The 13,480-nt window shown below is 73.5% G+C and carries 14 protein-coding genes, 2 tRNA genes and 1 pseudogene; 9 read left to right on the top strand and 8 right to left on the bottom strand.

Annotation, left to right across the window (positions count from 1 at the left end; translation table 11 throughout):
* The first annotated feature begins 202 nt into the window (after positions 1 to 202).
* On the top strand, positions 203 to 1,075 hold the full coding sequence (locus RM590_RS05135) for an RNA polymerase sigma factor SigF (RefSeq protein WP_311703151.1): 873 nt from the start codon (positions 203 to 205) through the stop codon (positions 1,073 to 1,075).
* Between the two features lie 89 nt (positions 1,076 to 1,164).
* Here the strand turns inward: RM590_RS05135 and RM590_RS05140 are convergent, their stop codons facing one another.
* From RM590_RS05140 to RM590_RS05155, 4 genes are all read right to left on the bottom strand, one after another.
* Positions 1,165 to 1,383, bottom strand: coding sequence for a hypothetical protein (locus RM590_RS05140; RefSeq protein ID WP_311703152.1), 219 nt, complete (start codon positions 1,381 to 1,383; stop codon positions 1,165 to 1,167).
* 74 nt (positions 1,384 to 1,457) lie between these two features.
* Positions 1,458 to 2,090: an anti-sigma factor gene (locus RM590_RS05145; protein WP_311703153.1), complete on the bottom strand. Its 633-nt coding sequence runs from the start codon at positions 2,088 to 2,090 to the stop codon at positions 1,458 to 1,460.
* Complete coding sequence (locus RM590_RS05150; protein WP_311703154.1) at positions 2,087 to 2,599, bottom strand: sigma-70 family RNA polymerase sigma factor; 513 nt, start codon at positions 2,597 to 2,599, stop codon at positions 2,087 to 2,089. The genes RM590_RS05145 and RM590_RS05150 overlap by 4 nt, the downstream gene beginning before the upstream one ends.
* A complete protein-coding gene (locus RM590_RS05155; RefSeq protein ID WP_311703155.1) occupies positions 2,592 to 2,975 on the bottom strand; it encodes a hypothetical protein in 384 nt (127 codons plus the stop codon). Before RM590_RS05155 ends, RM590_RS05150 begins: the two co-directional genes overlap by 8 nt.
* 141 nt (positions 2,976 to 3,116) lie before the next feature.
* On the opposite strand from RM590_RS05155, the gene RM590_RS05160 reads away from it, so the two are divergent.
* The 5 genes and pseudogenes from RM590_RS05160 (at position 3,117) to RM590_RS05180 (ending at position 6,343) form a co-directional block, all read left to right on the top strand.
* On the top strand, positions 3,117 to 3,596 hold the full coding sequence (locus tag RM590_RS05160; protein ID WP_311703156.1) for a Rieske (2Fe-2S) protein: 480 nt from the start codon (positions 3,117 to 3,119) through the stop codon (positions 3,594 to 3,596).
* A 29-nt stretch (positions 3,597 to 3,625) separates the two neighbouring features.
* The gene (locus RM590_RS05165) at positions 3,626 to 4,528 is read left to right on the top strand and encodes an LLM class F420-dependent oxidoreductase (RefSeq protein ID WP_311703157.1); all 903 of its coding nucleotides are present in this window, start codon (positions 3,626 to 3,628) and stop codon (positions 4,526 to 4,528) included.
* Positions 4,529 to 4,590: 62 nt separating this feature from the next.
* Positions 4,591 to 5,244 carry a phosphotransferase gene (locus RM590_RS05170; protein WP_311703158.1) on the top strand — a complete coding sequence of 218 codons (654 nt, stop codon included), beginning with the start codon at positions 4,591 to 4,593 and terminating at the stop codon, positions 5,242 to 5,244.
* 95 nt (positions 5,245 to 5,339) lie between these two features.
* On the top strand, positions 5,340 to 5,573 hold the full coding sequence (locus RM590_RS05175) for a hypothetical protein (RefSeq protein WP_311703159.1): 234 nt from the start codon (positions 5,340 to 5,342) through the stop codon (positions 5,571 to 5,573).
* Between the two features lie 27 nt (positions 5,574 to 5,600).
* Positions 5,601 to 6,343 (top strand): annotated as a pseudogene (locus tag RM590_RS05180) (N-acetyltransferase).
* Between the two features lie 3 nt (positions 6,344 to 6,346).
* Here the strand turns inward: RM590_RS05180 and RM590_RS05185 are convergent.
* Entirely contained in the window at positions 6,347 to 7,057 is a 711-nt protein-coding gene (locus RM590_RS05185) for a uracil-DNA glycosylase (protein WP_311703160.1), read from the bottom strand.
* Positions 7,058 to 7,074: 17 nt separating this feature from the next.
* Here RM590_RS05185 and RM590_RS05190 point away from each other — a divergent pair, with 17 nt between their 5' ends.
* Positions 7,075 to 7,434: a DUF488 domain-containing protein gene (locus RM590_RS05190; RefSeq protein ID WP_311703161.1), complete on the top strand. Its 360-nt coding sequence runs from the start codon at positions 7,075 to 7,077 to the stop codon at positions 7,432 to 7,434.
* Positions 7,435 to 7,500: 66 nt separating this feature from the next.
* On the opposite strand, the gene RM590_RS05195 is transcribed toward RM590_RS05190, so the two are convergent.
* Together RM590_RS05195 and RM590_RS05200 are read right to left on the bottom strand one after the other, a co-directional pair.
* Positions 7,501 to 7,573, bottom strand: a tRNA-Arg gene (locus RM590_RS05195).
* Between the two features lie 150 nt (positions 7,574 to 7,723).
* Positions 7,724 to 7,816 (bottom strand) — tRNA-Ser (locus RM590_RS05200).
* A gap of 197 nt (positions 7,817 to 8,013) precedes the next feature.
* Between RM590_RS05200 and RM590_RS05205 the strand changes: the two genes are divergently transcribed.
* Complete coding sequence (locus RM590_RS05205) at positions 8,014 to 8,406, top strand: SSI family serine proteinase inhibitor (protein ID WP_311703162.1); 393 nt, start codon at positions 8,014 to 8,016, stop codon at positions 8,404 to 8,406.
* A 113-nt stretch (positions 8,407 to 8,519) separates the two neighbouring features.
* Complete coding sequence (locus RM590_RS05210; protein WP_311703163.1) at positions 8,520 to 11,780, top strand: PAS domain-containing protein; 3,261 nt, start codon at positions 8,520 to 8,522, stop codon at positions 11,778 to 11,780.
* On the opposite strand, the gene RM590_RS05215 is transcribed toward RM590_RS05210, so the two are convergent.
* Positions 11,777 to 13,462 (bottom strand): long-chain fatty acid--CoA ligase, encoded by a 1,686-nt coding sequence (locus RM590_RS05215; RefSeq protein WP_311703164.1) that lies wholly within the window; start codon positions 13,460 to 13,462, stop codon positions 11,777 to 11,779. The two genes, RM590_RS05210 and RM590_RS05215, sit on opposite strands and share 4 nt — an antisense overlap.
* Positions 13,463 to 13,480 lie beyond the last annotated feature (18 nt).

The following is a 13,480-nucleotide window of genomic DNA, read 5'->3' on the forward strand; positions in this document are numbered from 1 at the left end:
GGACCCAACTCCGGGAACTCCCACATCGGCTGTGCCGTTTTATCGACATGAAGCTACGTCGCGTTGATGACATGTGACATTCTGTGGGAACCGCGTTTGCCGTGGCGGCAGGACCGGTATCCACGAGAGGGCGCCTTCTCTCGTCGGATGTCACATCCGGAAGCGCGCCGCCGCGACCCGTCCACGACCTCAAGGGGGTGGCATGTCCGTAGAACTGGGCAGCTCGAAGGTGCTCACCACGACCGGCACGCCGCACGTACCCGCGCCGCACCTACCCTCGTTGCCGCAGGAAGCTCCCGCGGAGACCGACAACCTCGACACCCGCACGCTCTCGCGCTCCCTGTTCCAGCGGCTGGCCGCGCTCGACGCGGACAGCCCCGAGCGGGGCTACGTGCGCGATACCCTCATCGAGCTCAACCTCCCGCTGGTTCGCTACGCGGCGGCCCGGTTCCGCAGCCGGAACGAGCCCATGGAGGACATCGTCCAGGTCGGCACCATCGGACTCATCAAGGCGATCGACCGCTTCGACTGCGAACGGGGCGTGGAGTTCCCGACGTTCGCGATGCCGACGGTCGTCGGTGAGATCAAGCGGTTCTTCCGCGACACCTCGTGGTCGGTGCGCGTCCCGCGCCGCCTCCAGGAGTTGCGGCTGGCGCTGACCAAGGCGAGCGACGAGCTGTCCCAGCGCCTGGACCGTTCCCCCACCGTTCCCGAACTGGCCGCCTGCCTGGGCGTGTCGGAGGACGAGGTCGTCGACGGGCTCGCCGTGGGCAACGCCTACACGGCCAGCTCGCTGGACTCGCCGTCCCCCGAGGAGGATGGCGGCGAGGGCTCGCTGGCCGACCGCCTCGGGTACGAGGACAGCGCCCTGGAGGGCGTCGAGTACCGCGAGTCGCTCAAGCCGCTGCTCGCCCGGCTGCCCGCCCGCGAGCGGCGCATCATCATGCTCCGCTTCTTCGGGAACATGACGCAGTCGCAGATCGGCGAGGAGGTCGGCATCTCACAGATGCACGTCTCCCGGCTGCTGACGCGCACGCTGGCACAGCTCCGCGAGGGGCTCACCGCCGAGGAGTGAGGGGACCGGACCGGCGGACGGCCCCCGCCGGTCCGGGCGAGTTCAGCGGATCGTCCCGGTGGCGGCCAGGACGCGTCGCCCGGACGCGTTCAGCCGAGGGCCAGCCAGGCCACCACGGCGAGCACCACGATCGCGACCACGACACCCACGATCAGACCGACGCGCGGGCCCGGTGCGGGCGTGCCCGGCGTGGCCTGCCGCGTGGCGGCGTCGTCGTTGACGAACGCGCGGAACATCTGCGTGCTGCCGGCCGGGTCGTGATCCTGGGGACCCTGCGGAGGCTGGGGTGCGTGAGGGTTGTGCGCCATGCCTGCCGACCCTAGCGAACCGGGCCCCGGGAGGGACACCCCGGTCCCACGCCTGCTTCGAAACGGGTCCGCTCCTACGGGGTCAGCCGCAGCACGGTCAGCCCGCCCGGCGTGCGCACCTCCAGCGAGGCGATGTCGGCGCGCCGCAGCGGCGTTCCCACCGACAGCGACGCCTCGTCCTTGGGCAGCGCGTACCAGCGCGCCAGTTCCTCGACGTTCCCGTCGGGGCCGACCGCGACCAGCAGATAGTCGCCGCCGCGGCCTCCGTCGTACGCGCAGTGCATGTCCACCCGGGTGCCGCCGTCGTCCTCGACCAGGCTGACCGTCGCGCTCACCGGGTACGCGCCGACCGGCGTCATCGGGGATCCGGCCGGCCCGTCCTCGCCGCCGCCGTTCACAAAAGTGAACATCAGCGCCAGGCAGGCGGCCAGCGCCACCGTGCCGGCCGAGACCGCGACCAGCACCCGCCGCCGGCGGCGTTCCCGGCGCACCCGGGCCAGCAGTTCCGGCAGCAGGTCGGCGGGCGGCGGCGGTCCGGCCGTCGACTCCGTCTGGGCGAGCAGCCCGGGCAGTCCGGCCAGCTCCCGCACGGCGCGCGAGCAGTCGTCGCAGCCGCGCATGTGTTCCTCGAACGCGGCCCGGTCCTGCGGCGAGAGCGCGCCCAGCACATAGGCTCCGTCGAACGTGCGGAACGGATCCCCGCTCATCGGGTCACGCCCTTCTCCTCAAGCACCAGGCGCAGGGCGCGGAGCGCGTAGTGGGTACGGGACTTGACCGTTCCCTCGGCCACGCCGAGCCGGGTCGCCGCCTCGGCGACCGACAGACCCTGGAAGTAGCACAGGACCAGCACCTCGCGGTGCCGCTCGGAGAGTTCGCCGAGCGCGTCGGCGACCACCCAGCCCTGGACGGCGCGTTCGGTGTCGTCCGGCACCGCCCGTTCCGGGGGCTCGTCGGTGCTGATCTCGGCCCGCGCCGCCGCCGAGCGCCAGTTGTCGATGACGATGCGCCGGGCGACGGTGAACAGCCAGGACCGCGCCGACCGCGCCGACTGGTCGAGCACCCCGGGGTGGCGCCACGCGCGCAGCAGCGTCTCCTGCGTGACGTCCTCGGCCCGGGCCCGGTCCCCGCCGGTGAGCTGGAGGGCGAACGACCACAGCGCCGCGGCGTGCTCGTCGTGCAGCGCGCGCATGAGCTCGTCCTCGGCCCCCTCAGCCACGCGCGCCCGCCCTGCCGCCGAAGCGGAGGGCGAGCAGGGCGGCACCGAACACCACACAGCCCACCTCGGTCACCACGCCCCACACCTCCTCGTCCGTACGGAACTGCTCCTCGACGCCGAAGAACCCGACCGTCAGCGACAGCACGTACGCCAGCAGCGTCGCGACGCCGAAGCCGACCGCGAGCAGTTCCGGCAGCCAGTGCCCGCGCCAGGCCAGCACGGCCACCGCGATGACGGCGCCGGCCCCGACGTTGACCAGGAACATCGGCCCGACCTCGTCGTCGTAACGCGCCCAGTCCTGCCACACGACCAGGTGCACCCACGCCGAGCCGAGCAGGCCCAGCGCCACCAGTACCCGCAATCCCCAGCCGACCATGGTTCGCTCCCTCGTGTCACGTTCTCGTTCATCACACGAGACGGGGCTCCGTCCGGTTCATCCCGCGATCGGCTTCGTCCCGCGATCGGCGAATCCGGCCGGGGAGTGAACCGGCGGCGGCGCCGTTCCGTGTGCAGGGGTATGACTGCGACCTCACACAGCCGCCGCGCCCTGCTCGCCGCCTCGGCCGCCTCCGCGGGCGCCCTGGCCCTGGCCGCGTGCGGCGACGACAGCTCCGACTCCCCGGGCGGCTCGGGCTCCGACAACTCCGGGAACGCGGAGAGTTCCGGGGGTTCCGGGGACTCCGAGGGCTCCGGCTCCGCCGAGCCCGGCACGCTCGCCGCGCTGGCCGACGTCCCCGTGGGCGAGGCCACCCCCGCCACCACCCCCGACGGCGAGAACGCGCTGATCTTCCGCGCCGACGAGACGACGGTCGTCGCGTTCAGCGCCGTCTGCACCCACCAGGGCTGCGGCGTCGAGCCCGACGGCGCCGAGTTCCACTGCCCCTGCCACAACTCCGTCTTCGACGCCGCCACCGGCGAGGTCATCAGCGGCCCGGCCAACGCGCCGCTGCCCGCCATCCGGGTGAGAATCGAGGGCGACCAGATCGTCACGGAATAGCCGCGCCGCGCGGCGGGGTTCTGGCCCGCATGGAAACGACTACCGCGCACCCTCTCGCCCAGGACCTCGGCCGCGTCGGCATCTGGAGCAGTGCGCTGCGCTCGGAGGATCCGGCCCGCCGCACCGAGATCGCCGACGCCGCCGCCGAGCTGGATGAGCTGGGCTACGGCACGCTCTGGCTGGGCGGCAGCCCCGGCGTCGCCCAGGCCGTGCCGGTGCTGGCGGCCACCTCCCGGCTCACGGTGGCCACCGGCATCCTCAGCATCTGGCAGCACGAACCGGCCGATGTGGCAAGGGCGTTCAACGAGACGAACGCGGCGCACGGCGGCCGGTTCGTGCTGGGCCTCGGGGTCAGCCACAGCGCCCTGACCGACCGCTACCGGCGGCCGTACTCGGCGATGGTCGACTACCTCACCGCGCTGGACGAGGCCCCCGACCCGGTGCCGGCCGACCGCCGCGTGCTGGCCGCGCTCGGGCCGCGGATGCTGAAGCTGGCCCGGGACCGGGCGGCCGGGGCGCACCCCTATCTGGTCACGCCCGAGCACACCGGCGTGGCCCGGGACGTGCTGAGCGACACGGTGGTCCTGGCGCCCGAGCTGAAGGTCGTTCTCGACACGGACCTCGACCGCGCCCGCGCGACCGCCCGCGCGTATCTGTCGTTCTACCTCGGCCTGCCCAACTACACGAACAACCTCCGCCGCCTCGGCTTCGACGACCAGGACTTCACCGGCGGCGGCAGCGACAAGCTGCTGACGGCGGTGTTCGCGCTGGGCGACGCGGACGCTGTCCGGCGGCGGGCCGACGCGTATCTGGCCGCCGGCGCGGACCACTTGGCGCTTCAGGTGGTCACCGGGGATCCGCTCAACGACATCCCGCTGCCCGCGTACCGCGCGCTCGCCGACGCGTTTGAACTGGGCGGCCAGGGCGGCTGACCGGACGCGGCGGCCATGGCCGGCACCATCCACCGGTTCCGGGGGCTCGTAGGGTAGGAGGCGTGCGACCAGGTGAACTGCTCGGTTCGGGCCGGAGCGCCGATGTGTACGCGTTCGGCCCGGGCCGCGTGCTGCGCCGGTACCGCGACGGCTTCGACGCCACCGGCGAGGCGGACCTCATGGCGCGCCTCGCCGCCCACGGCTACCCCGTTCCCGAGGTCCACCGCGGCGCCGAGCCCACCCCGGCCGATCTGGTGCTGGAGCGGCTGACCGGTCCGACGATGGCGGAGGCGCTGTTCAGCGGCGCGGAGCCGCCGGAACGCGCCGGCGCCACCCTCGCGCGCCTGCTGCGCGACCTGCACGCCCTGCCCGGCCGGATCGTGCACCTTGACCTGCACCCCGAGAACGTGCTGCTCACTCCGCGCGGCCCGGTCGTGATCGACTGGCGCAACGCCGAGGTGGGCCCGCCCGGCCTCGACGACGCCATGACCGCGCTGATCCTCGCCGAGGCGGCGGTCGGCCCGTACCCGCTGGCCGAACGGGTGCTCCCCGCGCTCCTCGACGGCGCGGACGCCACCCTGCCCGACCATCTGGACGAGGCCCGCGCGCGCCGCGCCGCCAACCCCACCCTGTCCGCCGAGGAAGTGGCCCGGCTCGCAACGGCGGTCTCACTGATACACCGTCTGTTCACCGGAGAACCTCAAATTTCGCTCTGAGTCCTGTCCTCCGGCATTTCACCCGGGTGGCGCTCGGGCATGGTGAGGGTGAACGCTGACCACGCGGTACGGAATCTCCCCTCCGGAGTCTGGCCATGACAGGAAAACCCTCCGCCACCATCCCGGAAGTCGGCACGATGGTCCGCGACCTCTCACGCGACAAGGTCGGCCGCGTCATGGCCCACCTCTACGGCGCCATCTGGCTCCGCCCGCCCGGCGGCGGCCAGGAGTGGACGGCCCGCCCGGAGGACATCACCCCCGTGACCGCCAGCGAATCCCTGCGGGGCCGCGTCGCCGAACTGAACCGCCGCGCCCGCAACGTCTTCTGACCCGCGCCCCCCGCTTGTGCTCCCCGGGTGAATGTCGACATCACCACCATCGCCGACCGCCCCGACCTGCGAGAACAGCTCTGGATACCGGACACCTGGCCCGAGTTCGTCCTGCACGACCCCATCGGCTGGGCACACTTCCCCCGACTCGCCGACATCTCCCGGAGTTCACCCTCGCCGCGGTGAACGAGGACGGCGAGGTGGTGGCCCGTGGGCACAGCGTTCCGTTCGCCCTGCACACCCCGCGGCGCGGCGCGCTGCCGCCCACCGGCTGGGACCAGGTGCTGCTGTGGGCGTTCTCCGACCGGCGCCGCGGCGCCGAGCCGGACACGGTCAGCGCGATCGACATCACCATTCACGCCGAGTACCTCGGCCGGGGCCTGTCCTCCCGCATGGTCGCCGCCCTCCGGGGCAACGCCCGCGCCCGCGGCTTCGCCGAACTGGTCGCGCCCGTCCGCCCCAACGCCAAGCACCACGAGCCGGCCACGCCCATGGCCGAGTACGCGTTCCGCACCCGGGACGACGGGCTGCCGACCGACCCGTGGCTGCGCACCCACCTCCGCGCGGGCGGCCTGATCGACTCGGTGGCGCCCGCGTCCATGGTGGTCACCGGCTCCCTCGGCCAGTGGCGGGAGTGGACCGGGCAGCCGTTCGACACCGACGGCTGGGTCGACGGGCCCGGCGAGCTGATGCCCGTGCGCTGTGTGCCGGACCACGACTACGCCATCTACGTCGAACCGAACGTCTGGGTCCGGCACGCCCTGCGGTGAACGTCACCGGCCGCCCAGCCGGGCGGCGCGGCGCAGCACCTCCCGGAGCATGGCGGGGGTCAGCCGGCCCGTGGACGTGTTGCGCCGACTGGGGTGGTAGCAGCCGAGCAGCCTCAGCTCCGGCCCGCCGTCCGCGTGTTCCACGGCGGCCTCGGCTCCGTGCCCGAACACCGGGCGCGGGCGCGGCGGGCGCCACCCCGCGCTGTCGAGCGCGGGCAGCAGCGCCTGCCAGGCGAACCCGCCCAGCGCGACGGCCACCCGCAACGTCGGCCGCAGCAGCTCCAGTTCGCGCACGAGCCAGGGGCGGCAGGTGTCCCGTTCCCCGGTGGTGGGCCGATTCCCCGGCGGGGCGCAGTGCACCGGGGCGGTGACACGCGCGCCGAGCAGCTCCCGCGCGTCCGGCCGGTCGGCGAGCCCGACGGCGTGCAGGGCCGGAAAGAGCACGTCCCCCGACGGGTCACCGGTGAACATCCGCCCGGTGCGGTTCCCCCCGTGCGCGGCCGGCGCGAGGCCGACCACCAGCACCGCGGCGTCCGCCGGCCCGAACCCGGGCACGGGCCGCCCCCAGTACTCCTGATCCCGGAAGGCCGCCCGCTTGACCCGCGCGACCTCCTCCCGCCAGGCCACCAGCCGCGGACACGCCGTACAGCGGACGACGGCCTCCGCCAGTTCCCCGACACTCCGGGCACGCGCCGCGCCGACCACCGGATACATGCACAAAATGGTGCACCATGACCCACCGCATCACCTACCGCCGCATCTACGAGGCGCCCTCCCCCGACGACGGCAAACGCATCCTGGTCGACCGCGTCTGGCCACGCGGCATGCGCAAGGAGGATGCCCACCTGGACGAATGGCTCCGCGACATCGCCCCGTCCACCGACCTCCGTCGCTGGTACGCGCACAGCACCACGCGCTTCCCCGAATTCCGCCGCCGGTACCTGGCCGAACTGTCCGACGAATCCCACCACCCCGCCGCCTCCCACCTCCGCGCCCTCGCGTCCCACTCCCCGCTCACGCTGCTGACGGCCACGAAGGACACCTCCCACAGCCAGGCGGCGATCCTGGCGGACTGGCTGTCGGAGCGGTGAAGCCGGCGTTCCCTGCCGTACGACACGAAAAGCCCCCGCCGGATAACCGACAGGGGCTTTGACCTGCGCGCTCGGCAGGATTCGAACCTGCAACCTTCTGATCCGTAGTCAGATGCTCTATCCGTTAAGCTACGAGCGCTCGGCCCGGGGGCCTGTTGCGGGGACAACACTACATGACCCGCCGCCGGGGGCGAAATCAGATTGCGGTGGGGGCTCTGACCTGCGGAAACAGCGAAAAGCCCTGGTCCCGTCGGGGGGCCAGGGCGTCGCTCGGTGATCTTGCCGGAGGTGGCGGAGGCTCCGGGATTTGAACCCGGGATGGGGGGTTACCCCAAACCGCATTAGCAGTGCGGCGCCATAGACCAGACTAGGCGAAGCCTCCTCGCACAGCAGCGCTGGCGCTGTGTGCGTGCGAGCAAATGATGCCACAGCCCGAACGGCCGCAGCCAATCGGATTCCACCCTATGGGGGTGTCGCCGTCGCGTCGAGTTGCGCAACGTGACGGCCCGAGGAGCGTTAGCAGTGGGAGCGAAGGTGCGACCGGCGCCTTCGGCCCTTTGGAACATGGAGAGCACCCGCATGCTGCACAAGAGCCTCGCCGCCGCACTCGTCCTGGCCGCCTCGGCCGTCGCTCCGGCCGCTGCCGCGCCCGCTCCCGAGCCGTACCGTCTGCTGATCACCGTCTCCGGCAGCGGGTCGGCGGACGGCACCCATGAGCTGACCTGCCGGCCGGCCGGCGGCGACCACGCGGACCCGGCCGGGGCGTGCGACGCGATCGCGGCGGCGGAGCAGCCGTTCGTGGCCGCGGACGCCAAGGCGCTGTGCACCTACATGTACGGCGGTCCGGCCACCGCGACGATCGAAGGGACCTGGGCAGGGGAACCCGTCCGGGCGACCTTCAGCCGGGAGAACGGATGCGAGATCGCGCGCTGGGACGCGCTGGTCCCCGCGCTGCCCGCGGTCGGGGCCTGAGCTGCTGTTTTCGAACGCACCGCCGCGCCCGTTGCGCCTGCCCGTAGACTCCCCCTAATGAAGGCACGGGGGACGTGCACCTGAACACGTGGGTCAAGGGAGGAACCGACGTCGTGAGCAGCAGGCCAGCGAGGGGCGCTGCTCGCCTCGCCGCCATACTCGACGCGCTGCCCGACGCGCTGTTGCTCGTCAACGGCAACGGCACCGTCGTCAACGCCAACGCCATCGCCGTGGAGACGCTGGAGGCTCCGGGCGCCCCTCTCGTCGGCCGTGGGCTGCTCGATATCGTGCCGGAGTTCGACCCGCGCCGTATCCCCGGTTCGATGCGCCGGCCCGAGGAGGATCCCAGCGTCCGCACCCGGCCGACGCGGATGATCGCGCGGCGCACCGACGGCACCGAGTTGCCGGTCGAGGTGACCAGCGCCGGGCTCAACGCGGGTCATACGCCCTACCGGTCCGCGATCGAGGCGGCCTTCGCCGACGACTACTCCGGTGAGGAGCTTCTGGTGCTGGTGGTCCGCGACCTGTCCGACGCGCTGGACACCGAGGCCGAACTGGTGCGCCAGCAGCGGCAGACCGAGATGATCCTGCGGGCCGCCTCCGAGGGCGTGGTCGGTGTGGACACCGCGGGCCGCATCGTGCTGGTGAACCCGGCCGCGGCGCAGATCCTGGGGCACCGGGCCAGTCAGCTCGGCGGTCAGGAGCTGCACGCGCTGGCCCAGCATTCGCGGGCGGACGGGACGCCGTTGGCGTTCGAGGAGACCCCGCTGCACGACACCCTGACCTCCGGCCGCAAGCACCGGGTGCGCGGCCAGGTGCTGTGGACGAAGGACGGCCGCGCGGTGCCGGTGGACCTGACCACCGCGCCGGTGCGGGACGGCGATCAGTTGGTGGGCGCGGTGCTGGCGTTCACCGACCGCCGGGCGTACGACGCGCTGGCCGCGCGGAACGAGCAGCTCACCTCGGTGTTGCGGGAGGGGCTGCGGGGGCCGCTGGAGCAGTTGAAGGGGGAGCTGTCGGCGCTGGCGTCGGATCCGGCCGGGCAGTTGTGGCCGGAGGCCAACCAGGTACTGCACCATCTGGCCGCCGGGTACGCGCGGATGACGACCCTCGTGGACAACGTGCTCAGCTATCAGCGGCTGGACGAGGGCCGGGAGAAGCTGTCGCTGAAACGGGTGTCGCTGGACACGGTGGTGACGGCGGGCGTCGAGGGCGCGACGGAGCTGATCGGGCCGGGCCGGGCGCAGTTCGCGGTGCACGCGCCGCCGATCGAGGCGGAGGTCGACCCGGACCGGATGGCGCAGGCGCTGGCGCATCTGGTGGCGGACGTCGCCGGGGTCGACGCGACCGGGCAGGCGGCGGGCGCGTCCGGGGCCGGGGACTCGACGATCGTGGTGGCCGCGGCGCAGCGCGGCGATGTGGTGCGGATCGAGGTGCGCGGGCCGTTCTCCGGTGGTGATCCGGTGCACGAGCCGATCGTGCGCGGGATCGTCCGGCAGCACGGTGGTGTGCTTCAGACGCACGAGGTGGGCGGTTCGTCGGCCTATGTGCTGGAGGTGCCGGTCGCCGCGGGCGGTGGCAACGCGCCGCCGGCGAAGCCGCGGGACGCGACGGGCGACACGACGGTGATGCCCGTTCCGGCGCAGCCGGTGCGGGGCACGGGCAAGGCGCCGATGGCCATCGAGCCGGCGCCGTCGGGCGAGGCGCCGACCGGGCGGCGGCGCAGGCAGGCGCCGGCCGCCGAGGACGCGCCGGAGCAGGAGCCCGAGCCGGACACGGGCAACGGGCGGCGGCGCCGGGCGCTGGCCGCCGTGGAGGAGACGCCCGCGCCGGCCGCCGTGCCGCCGGCCGAGGGGCCGACCGGGCGGCGTCGGCGGGCCCGCCCCGCGGCCGAGGAGACCCCGGCGCTCGCGCCCGCGGTGCCCCAGCAGTCGCTTCCGCAACAGCACCAGTCCCAGTCCCAGCCCCAACAACAGCCCCAGCCCCAACAACAGCTCCAACCCCAGCAACAGCCTCAGCCGCAGCAGCCCGAGCCGACCGGAGCCGCCGCGCTCGAACCGGCCGTGGCGCAGCAGCCCGCGGCCCAGCACGGCCCCATGCACGGACCGATGCAGGGACCCATGCACGGGCCGCAGCCGCAGCCCCAGCCTCCGCAGCAGGGGCAGCCGCAGCCGGAGGACTCGGACGAGCCGCCTGTTGTCGAGCACTCGGTCGTGGCGGCCAGCCCGATCCTGGACGGCAGCGTGCCGGTCTCACCGCCGCCGCGGCAGCCGCGCGCGTTGCCGATGCCGGGCAGCGACCGGGCGAAGGCCGACCACCGGTCCTCCGGGGTGAGTGTGCAGACGCTGGGCCAGGGCGTTCCGGTCGGGCCGCACCTGCCGGCGCCGGCGCTGCCCGCCCCCGCGCAGCCCGTTCAGCCGGCGCGGCGCCGGAAGCTGGCGACGCCGCCGGCCGACGACCCGCGGCTCGCGCCCGTGCCGGGCGCGCCGGAGCGGGAGGAGACCCAGGGCCGGGGTCGGCAGTTCGCGATCAGCGCCCCGGCGGCGGGCGCGGCCGAGGGGCCGGAGCCGCTGGACGGGCCGAACGGCGCGGTGGAGGTGACCGGGCGCGGCGCGGTCGGGCGCGCTCCGGCGCCCGCCGACGACGAGTTGCCGCCGGAGCCGCTGGACAATCCGCGCCGGTTGCTGGTGTGGCCGGAGCCCGATGTGTCCACGCAGCAGGCGCTGACCGACCGGGGTTACCGGCCGGTGATCGTGCACTCGCGCGAGGAGGTGGACGCGCAGATCGCGGCGTATCCGGCCGCGTTGTTCGTCGACCCGCTGACGGGGCCGATCACGCGGACGGCGTTGCAGTCGCTGCGTTCCGCCGCGGTGGCGGCCGAGGTGCCGGTGCTGGTGACGGCCGGGCTGGGCCAGGCCAGCCGGGAGGCCGCGTACGGCGCGGACCCGGCGGTGCTGCTGAAGGCGCTGGCGCCGCGCGACTCCGAGCAGCATCCGCCGCGGGTGCTGCTGGTGGAGGAGCAGCAGGCCATCGCGAACGCGCTGACCGCCTCGCTGGAGCGGCGCGGGATGCAGACCGCGCACGCCACGACGGACGCGGAGGCGATGGAGGTCGCGGCCCAGATCCGGCCGAACCTGGTGGTCATGGATCTCAACCAGGTCCGCCGACGGCGGGCCGGGATCATCGACTGGCTGCGGGTGAACGGCCTGCTGAACCGCACCCCGTTCGTCGTCTACACGGCCGCCGAGATGGACCCGAGCCAGCTTCCGCTGCTGGCCTCCGGGGAGACGGTGCTGTTCCTGGCGGAGCGTTCGACGAACCCGGAGGTGCAGGCCCGGATCGTGGATCTGCTGACCAAGATCGGGGCGCACTAGGCCGGTGGGGAGCCCGGCTGGTCCAGGGTGGTGACATCGAGTTCGCCCTGGGCGTAACGGGCGCGGAGCACCTTCTTGTCGAACTTGCCCACGCTCGTCTTCGGCACGGCCTCGACGCGGGTCCAGTGTTCGGGGAGCTGCCAGCGTTCGACGCGTTCGCCGAGGAAGTCGCACAGCTCGCGGTAGGTGGGGCACTCGGCACCGCCCTCGCCGGCCAGGACGACGGCGGCCAGCGGGCGTTCGCCCCACCGCTCGTCGGGCACGGCGACGACGGCGGCCTCGGTGACGGCGGGGTGCGCCATGAGGTGGTTCTCCAGGGCGACCGAGGAGATCCACTCGCCGCCGGACTTGATCACGTCCTTGGCGCGGTCGGTGAGGGTGAGGTACCCGTCGGGCGAGATGACGCCGACGTCGCCGGTGCGCAGCCAGCCGTCCGGGCTGAACCGGTCGGCGGGGCGCTGGGGTTCGCCGTCCGCGCCGCCGTGGTAGGCGGCGGCGACCCAGGGTCCGGTGACCTCCAGCTCGCCGGCGGAGGAGCCGTCCCACGGGAGGAAGCTGCCGTCGGGACCGGCGAGCCGGGCCTCGACTCCGGCGGGGAAACGGCCCTGGGAGACGCGGTAGGGCCATTCCTCCTCGGGGGTGAGGCCGGCGGGCGGCAGCGAGGTGGTGCCCAGCGGCGAGGTCTCGGTCATGCCCCAGGCGTGCAGGACGCGGACGCCGTGCCGTTCCTCGAAGGCCCGCATCAGCGCGGGCGGGCAGGCGGAGCCGCCGATGGTGACGCGGGCGAGGGAGGAGATGTCGCGGGGGCGTTCGGCGAGCTCGGCGAGGAGGCCCTGCCAGATGGTGGGCACCGCGGCGGCGTGGGTGGGGCGTTCGGCCGCGATCATCTCGGCGAGCGGGGCGGGCTGGAGGAAGCGGTCGGGCAGCAGCAGGCCGGTGCCGGTGAGGAAGACGGCGTGGGGTATGCCCCAGGAGTTCACATGGAACATGGGCACCACCGGCATGGACGTGTCGGCCTCGGTCAGGCTCATCGACTCGGCCATGCACGCCTGCATGGAGTGCAGGTAGATCGAACGGTGCGAGTAGGCCGTTCCCTTGGGGTCGCCGGTGGTGCCGGAGGTGTAGCAGAGGGCGGCGGCGGTGCGTTCGTCCAGGTCGGGCCAGTCGTAGTCGGTGGGGCGGCCCTCCAGCAGCGCCTCGTAGTCGTGGACGGCGGCGCGGGTGCCGGCGAGGGCGGCGATGTCGCCGGGGCCGACGACGACGATGTGGCTCACGTGCGGGAGGTGGGGAAGCAGCGGCGCGAGCAGCGGCAACAGGGTGCCGTTGACGAGGATGACGCGGTCGGCGGCGTGGTTGATGATCCAGGTGAGCTGGTCGGGCGGCAGCCGCAGGTTGAGGGTGTGGAGCACGGAGCCCATGGCGGGGATCGCGAAGTACGCCTCGACGTGCTCGGCGTTGTTCCACATGAGCGTGCCCACGACATCCGCGCGGCCGACGCCGAGGTCGTCGCGCAGGGCGTGGGCGAGTTGGGCGGAACGGCTGCCGGTCTCGGCGAACGTGCGGCGCCGGGGCGCCGCGGCGTCGCCGGTCCAGGTCGTGATCCGGGAGCGCGCGTGGATGGTCGTGCCGTGCCGCAGCATGCGGCTGACCAGAAGCGGGACGTCCTGCATCGTGCCGAGCACCGGGGCCTCCTGCGGTCC

Origin of the sequence: Streptomyces litchfieldiae (assembly GCF_031845365.1) — a bacterium.
Taxonomy (GTDB): Bacteria; Actinomycetota; Actinomycetes; order Streptomycetales; family Streptomycetaceae; genus Streptomyces; species Streptomyces litchfieldiae.

What these genes read in the sequence shown, in the direction of transcription:
- RM590_RS05135 (WP_311703151.1), top strand. Translation starts at nt 203, where the DNA reads ATGTCCGTAGAACTGGGCAGCTCGAAGGTGCTCACCACGACCGGCACG.
- RM590_RS05140 (WP_311703152.1), bottom strand. Translation starts at nt 1,383, where the DNA reads ATGGCGCACAACCCTCACGCACCCCAGCCTCCGCAGGGTCCCCAGGAT.
- RM590_RS05145 (WP_311703153.1), bottom strand. Translation starts at nt 2,090, where the DNA reads ATGAGCGGGGATCCGTTCCGCACGTTCGACGGAGCCTATGTGCTGGGC.
- RM590_RS05155 (WP_311703155.1), bottom strand. Translation starts at nt 2,975, where the DNA reads ATGGTCGGCTGGGGATTGCGGGTACTGGTGGCGCTGGGCCTGCTCGGC.
- RM590_RS05160 (WP_311703156.1), top strand. Translation starts at nt 3,117, where the DNA reads ATGACTGCGACCTCACACAGCCGCCGCGCCCTGCTCGCCGCCTCGGCC.
- RM590_RS05165 (WP_311703157.1), top strand. Translation starts at nt 3,626, where the DNA reads ATGGAAACGACTACCGCGCACCCTCTCGCCCAGGACCTCGGCCGCGTC.
- RM590_RS05175 (WP_311703159.1), top strand. Translation starts at nt 5,340, where the DNA reads ATGACAGGAAAACCCTCCGCCACCATCCCGGAAGTCGGCACGATGGTC.
- RM590_RS05185 (WP_311703160.1), bottom strand. Translation starts at nt 7,057, where the DNA reads ATGTATCCGGTGGTCGGCGCGGCGCGTGCCCGGAGTGTCGGGGAACTG.
- RM590_RS05190 (WP_311703161.1), top strand. Translation starts at nt 7,075, where the DNA reads ATGACCCACCGCATCACCTACCGCCGCATCTACGAGGCGCCCTCCCCC.
- RM590_RS05205 (WP_311703162.1), top strand. Translation starts at nt 8,014, where the DNA reads ATGCTGCACAAGAGCCTCGCCGCCGCACTCGTCCTGGCCGCCTCGGCC.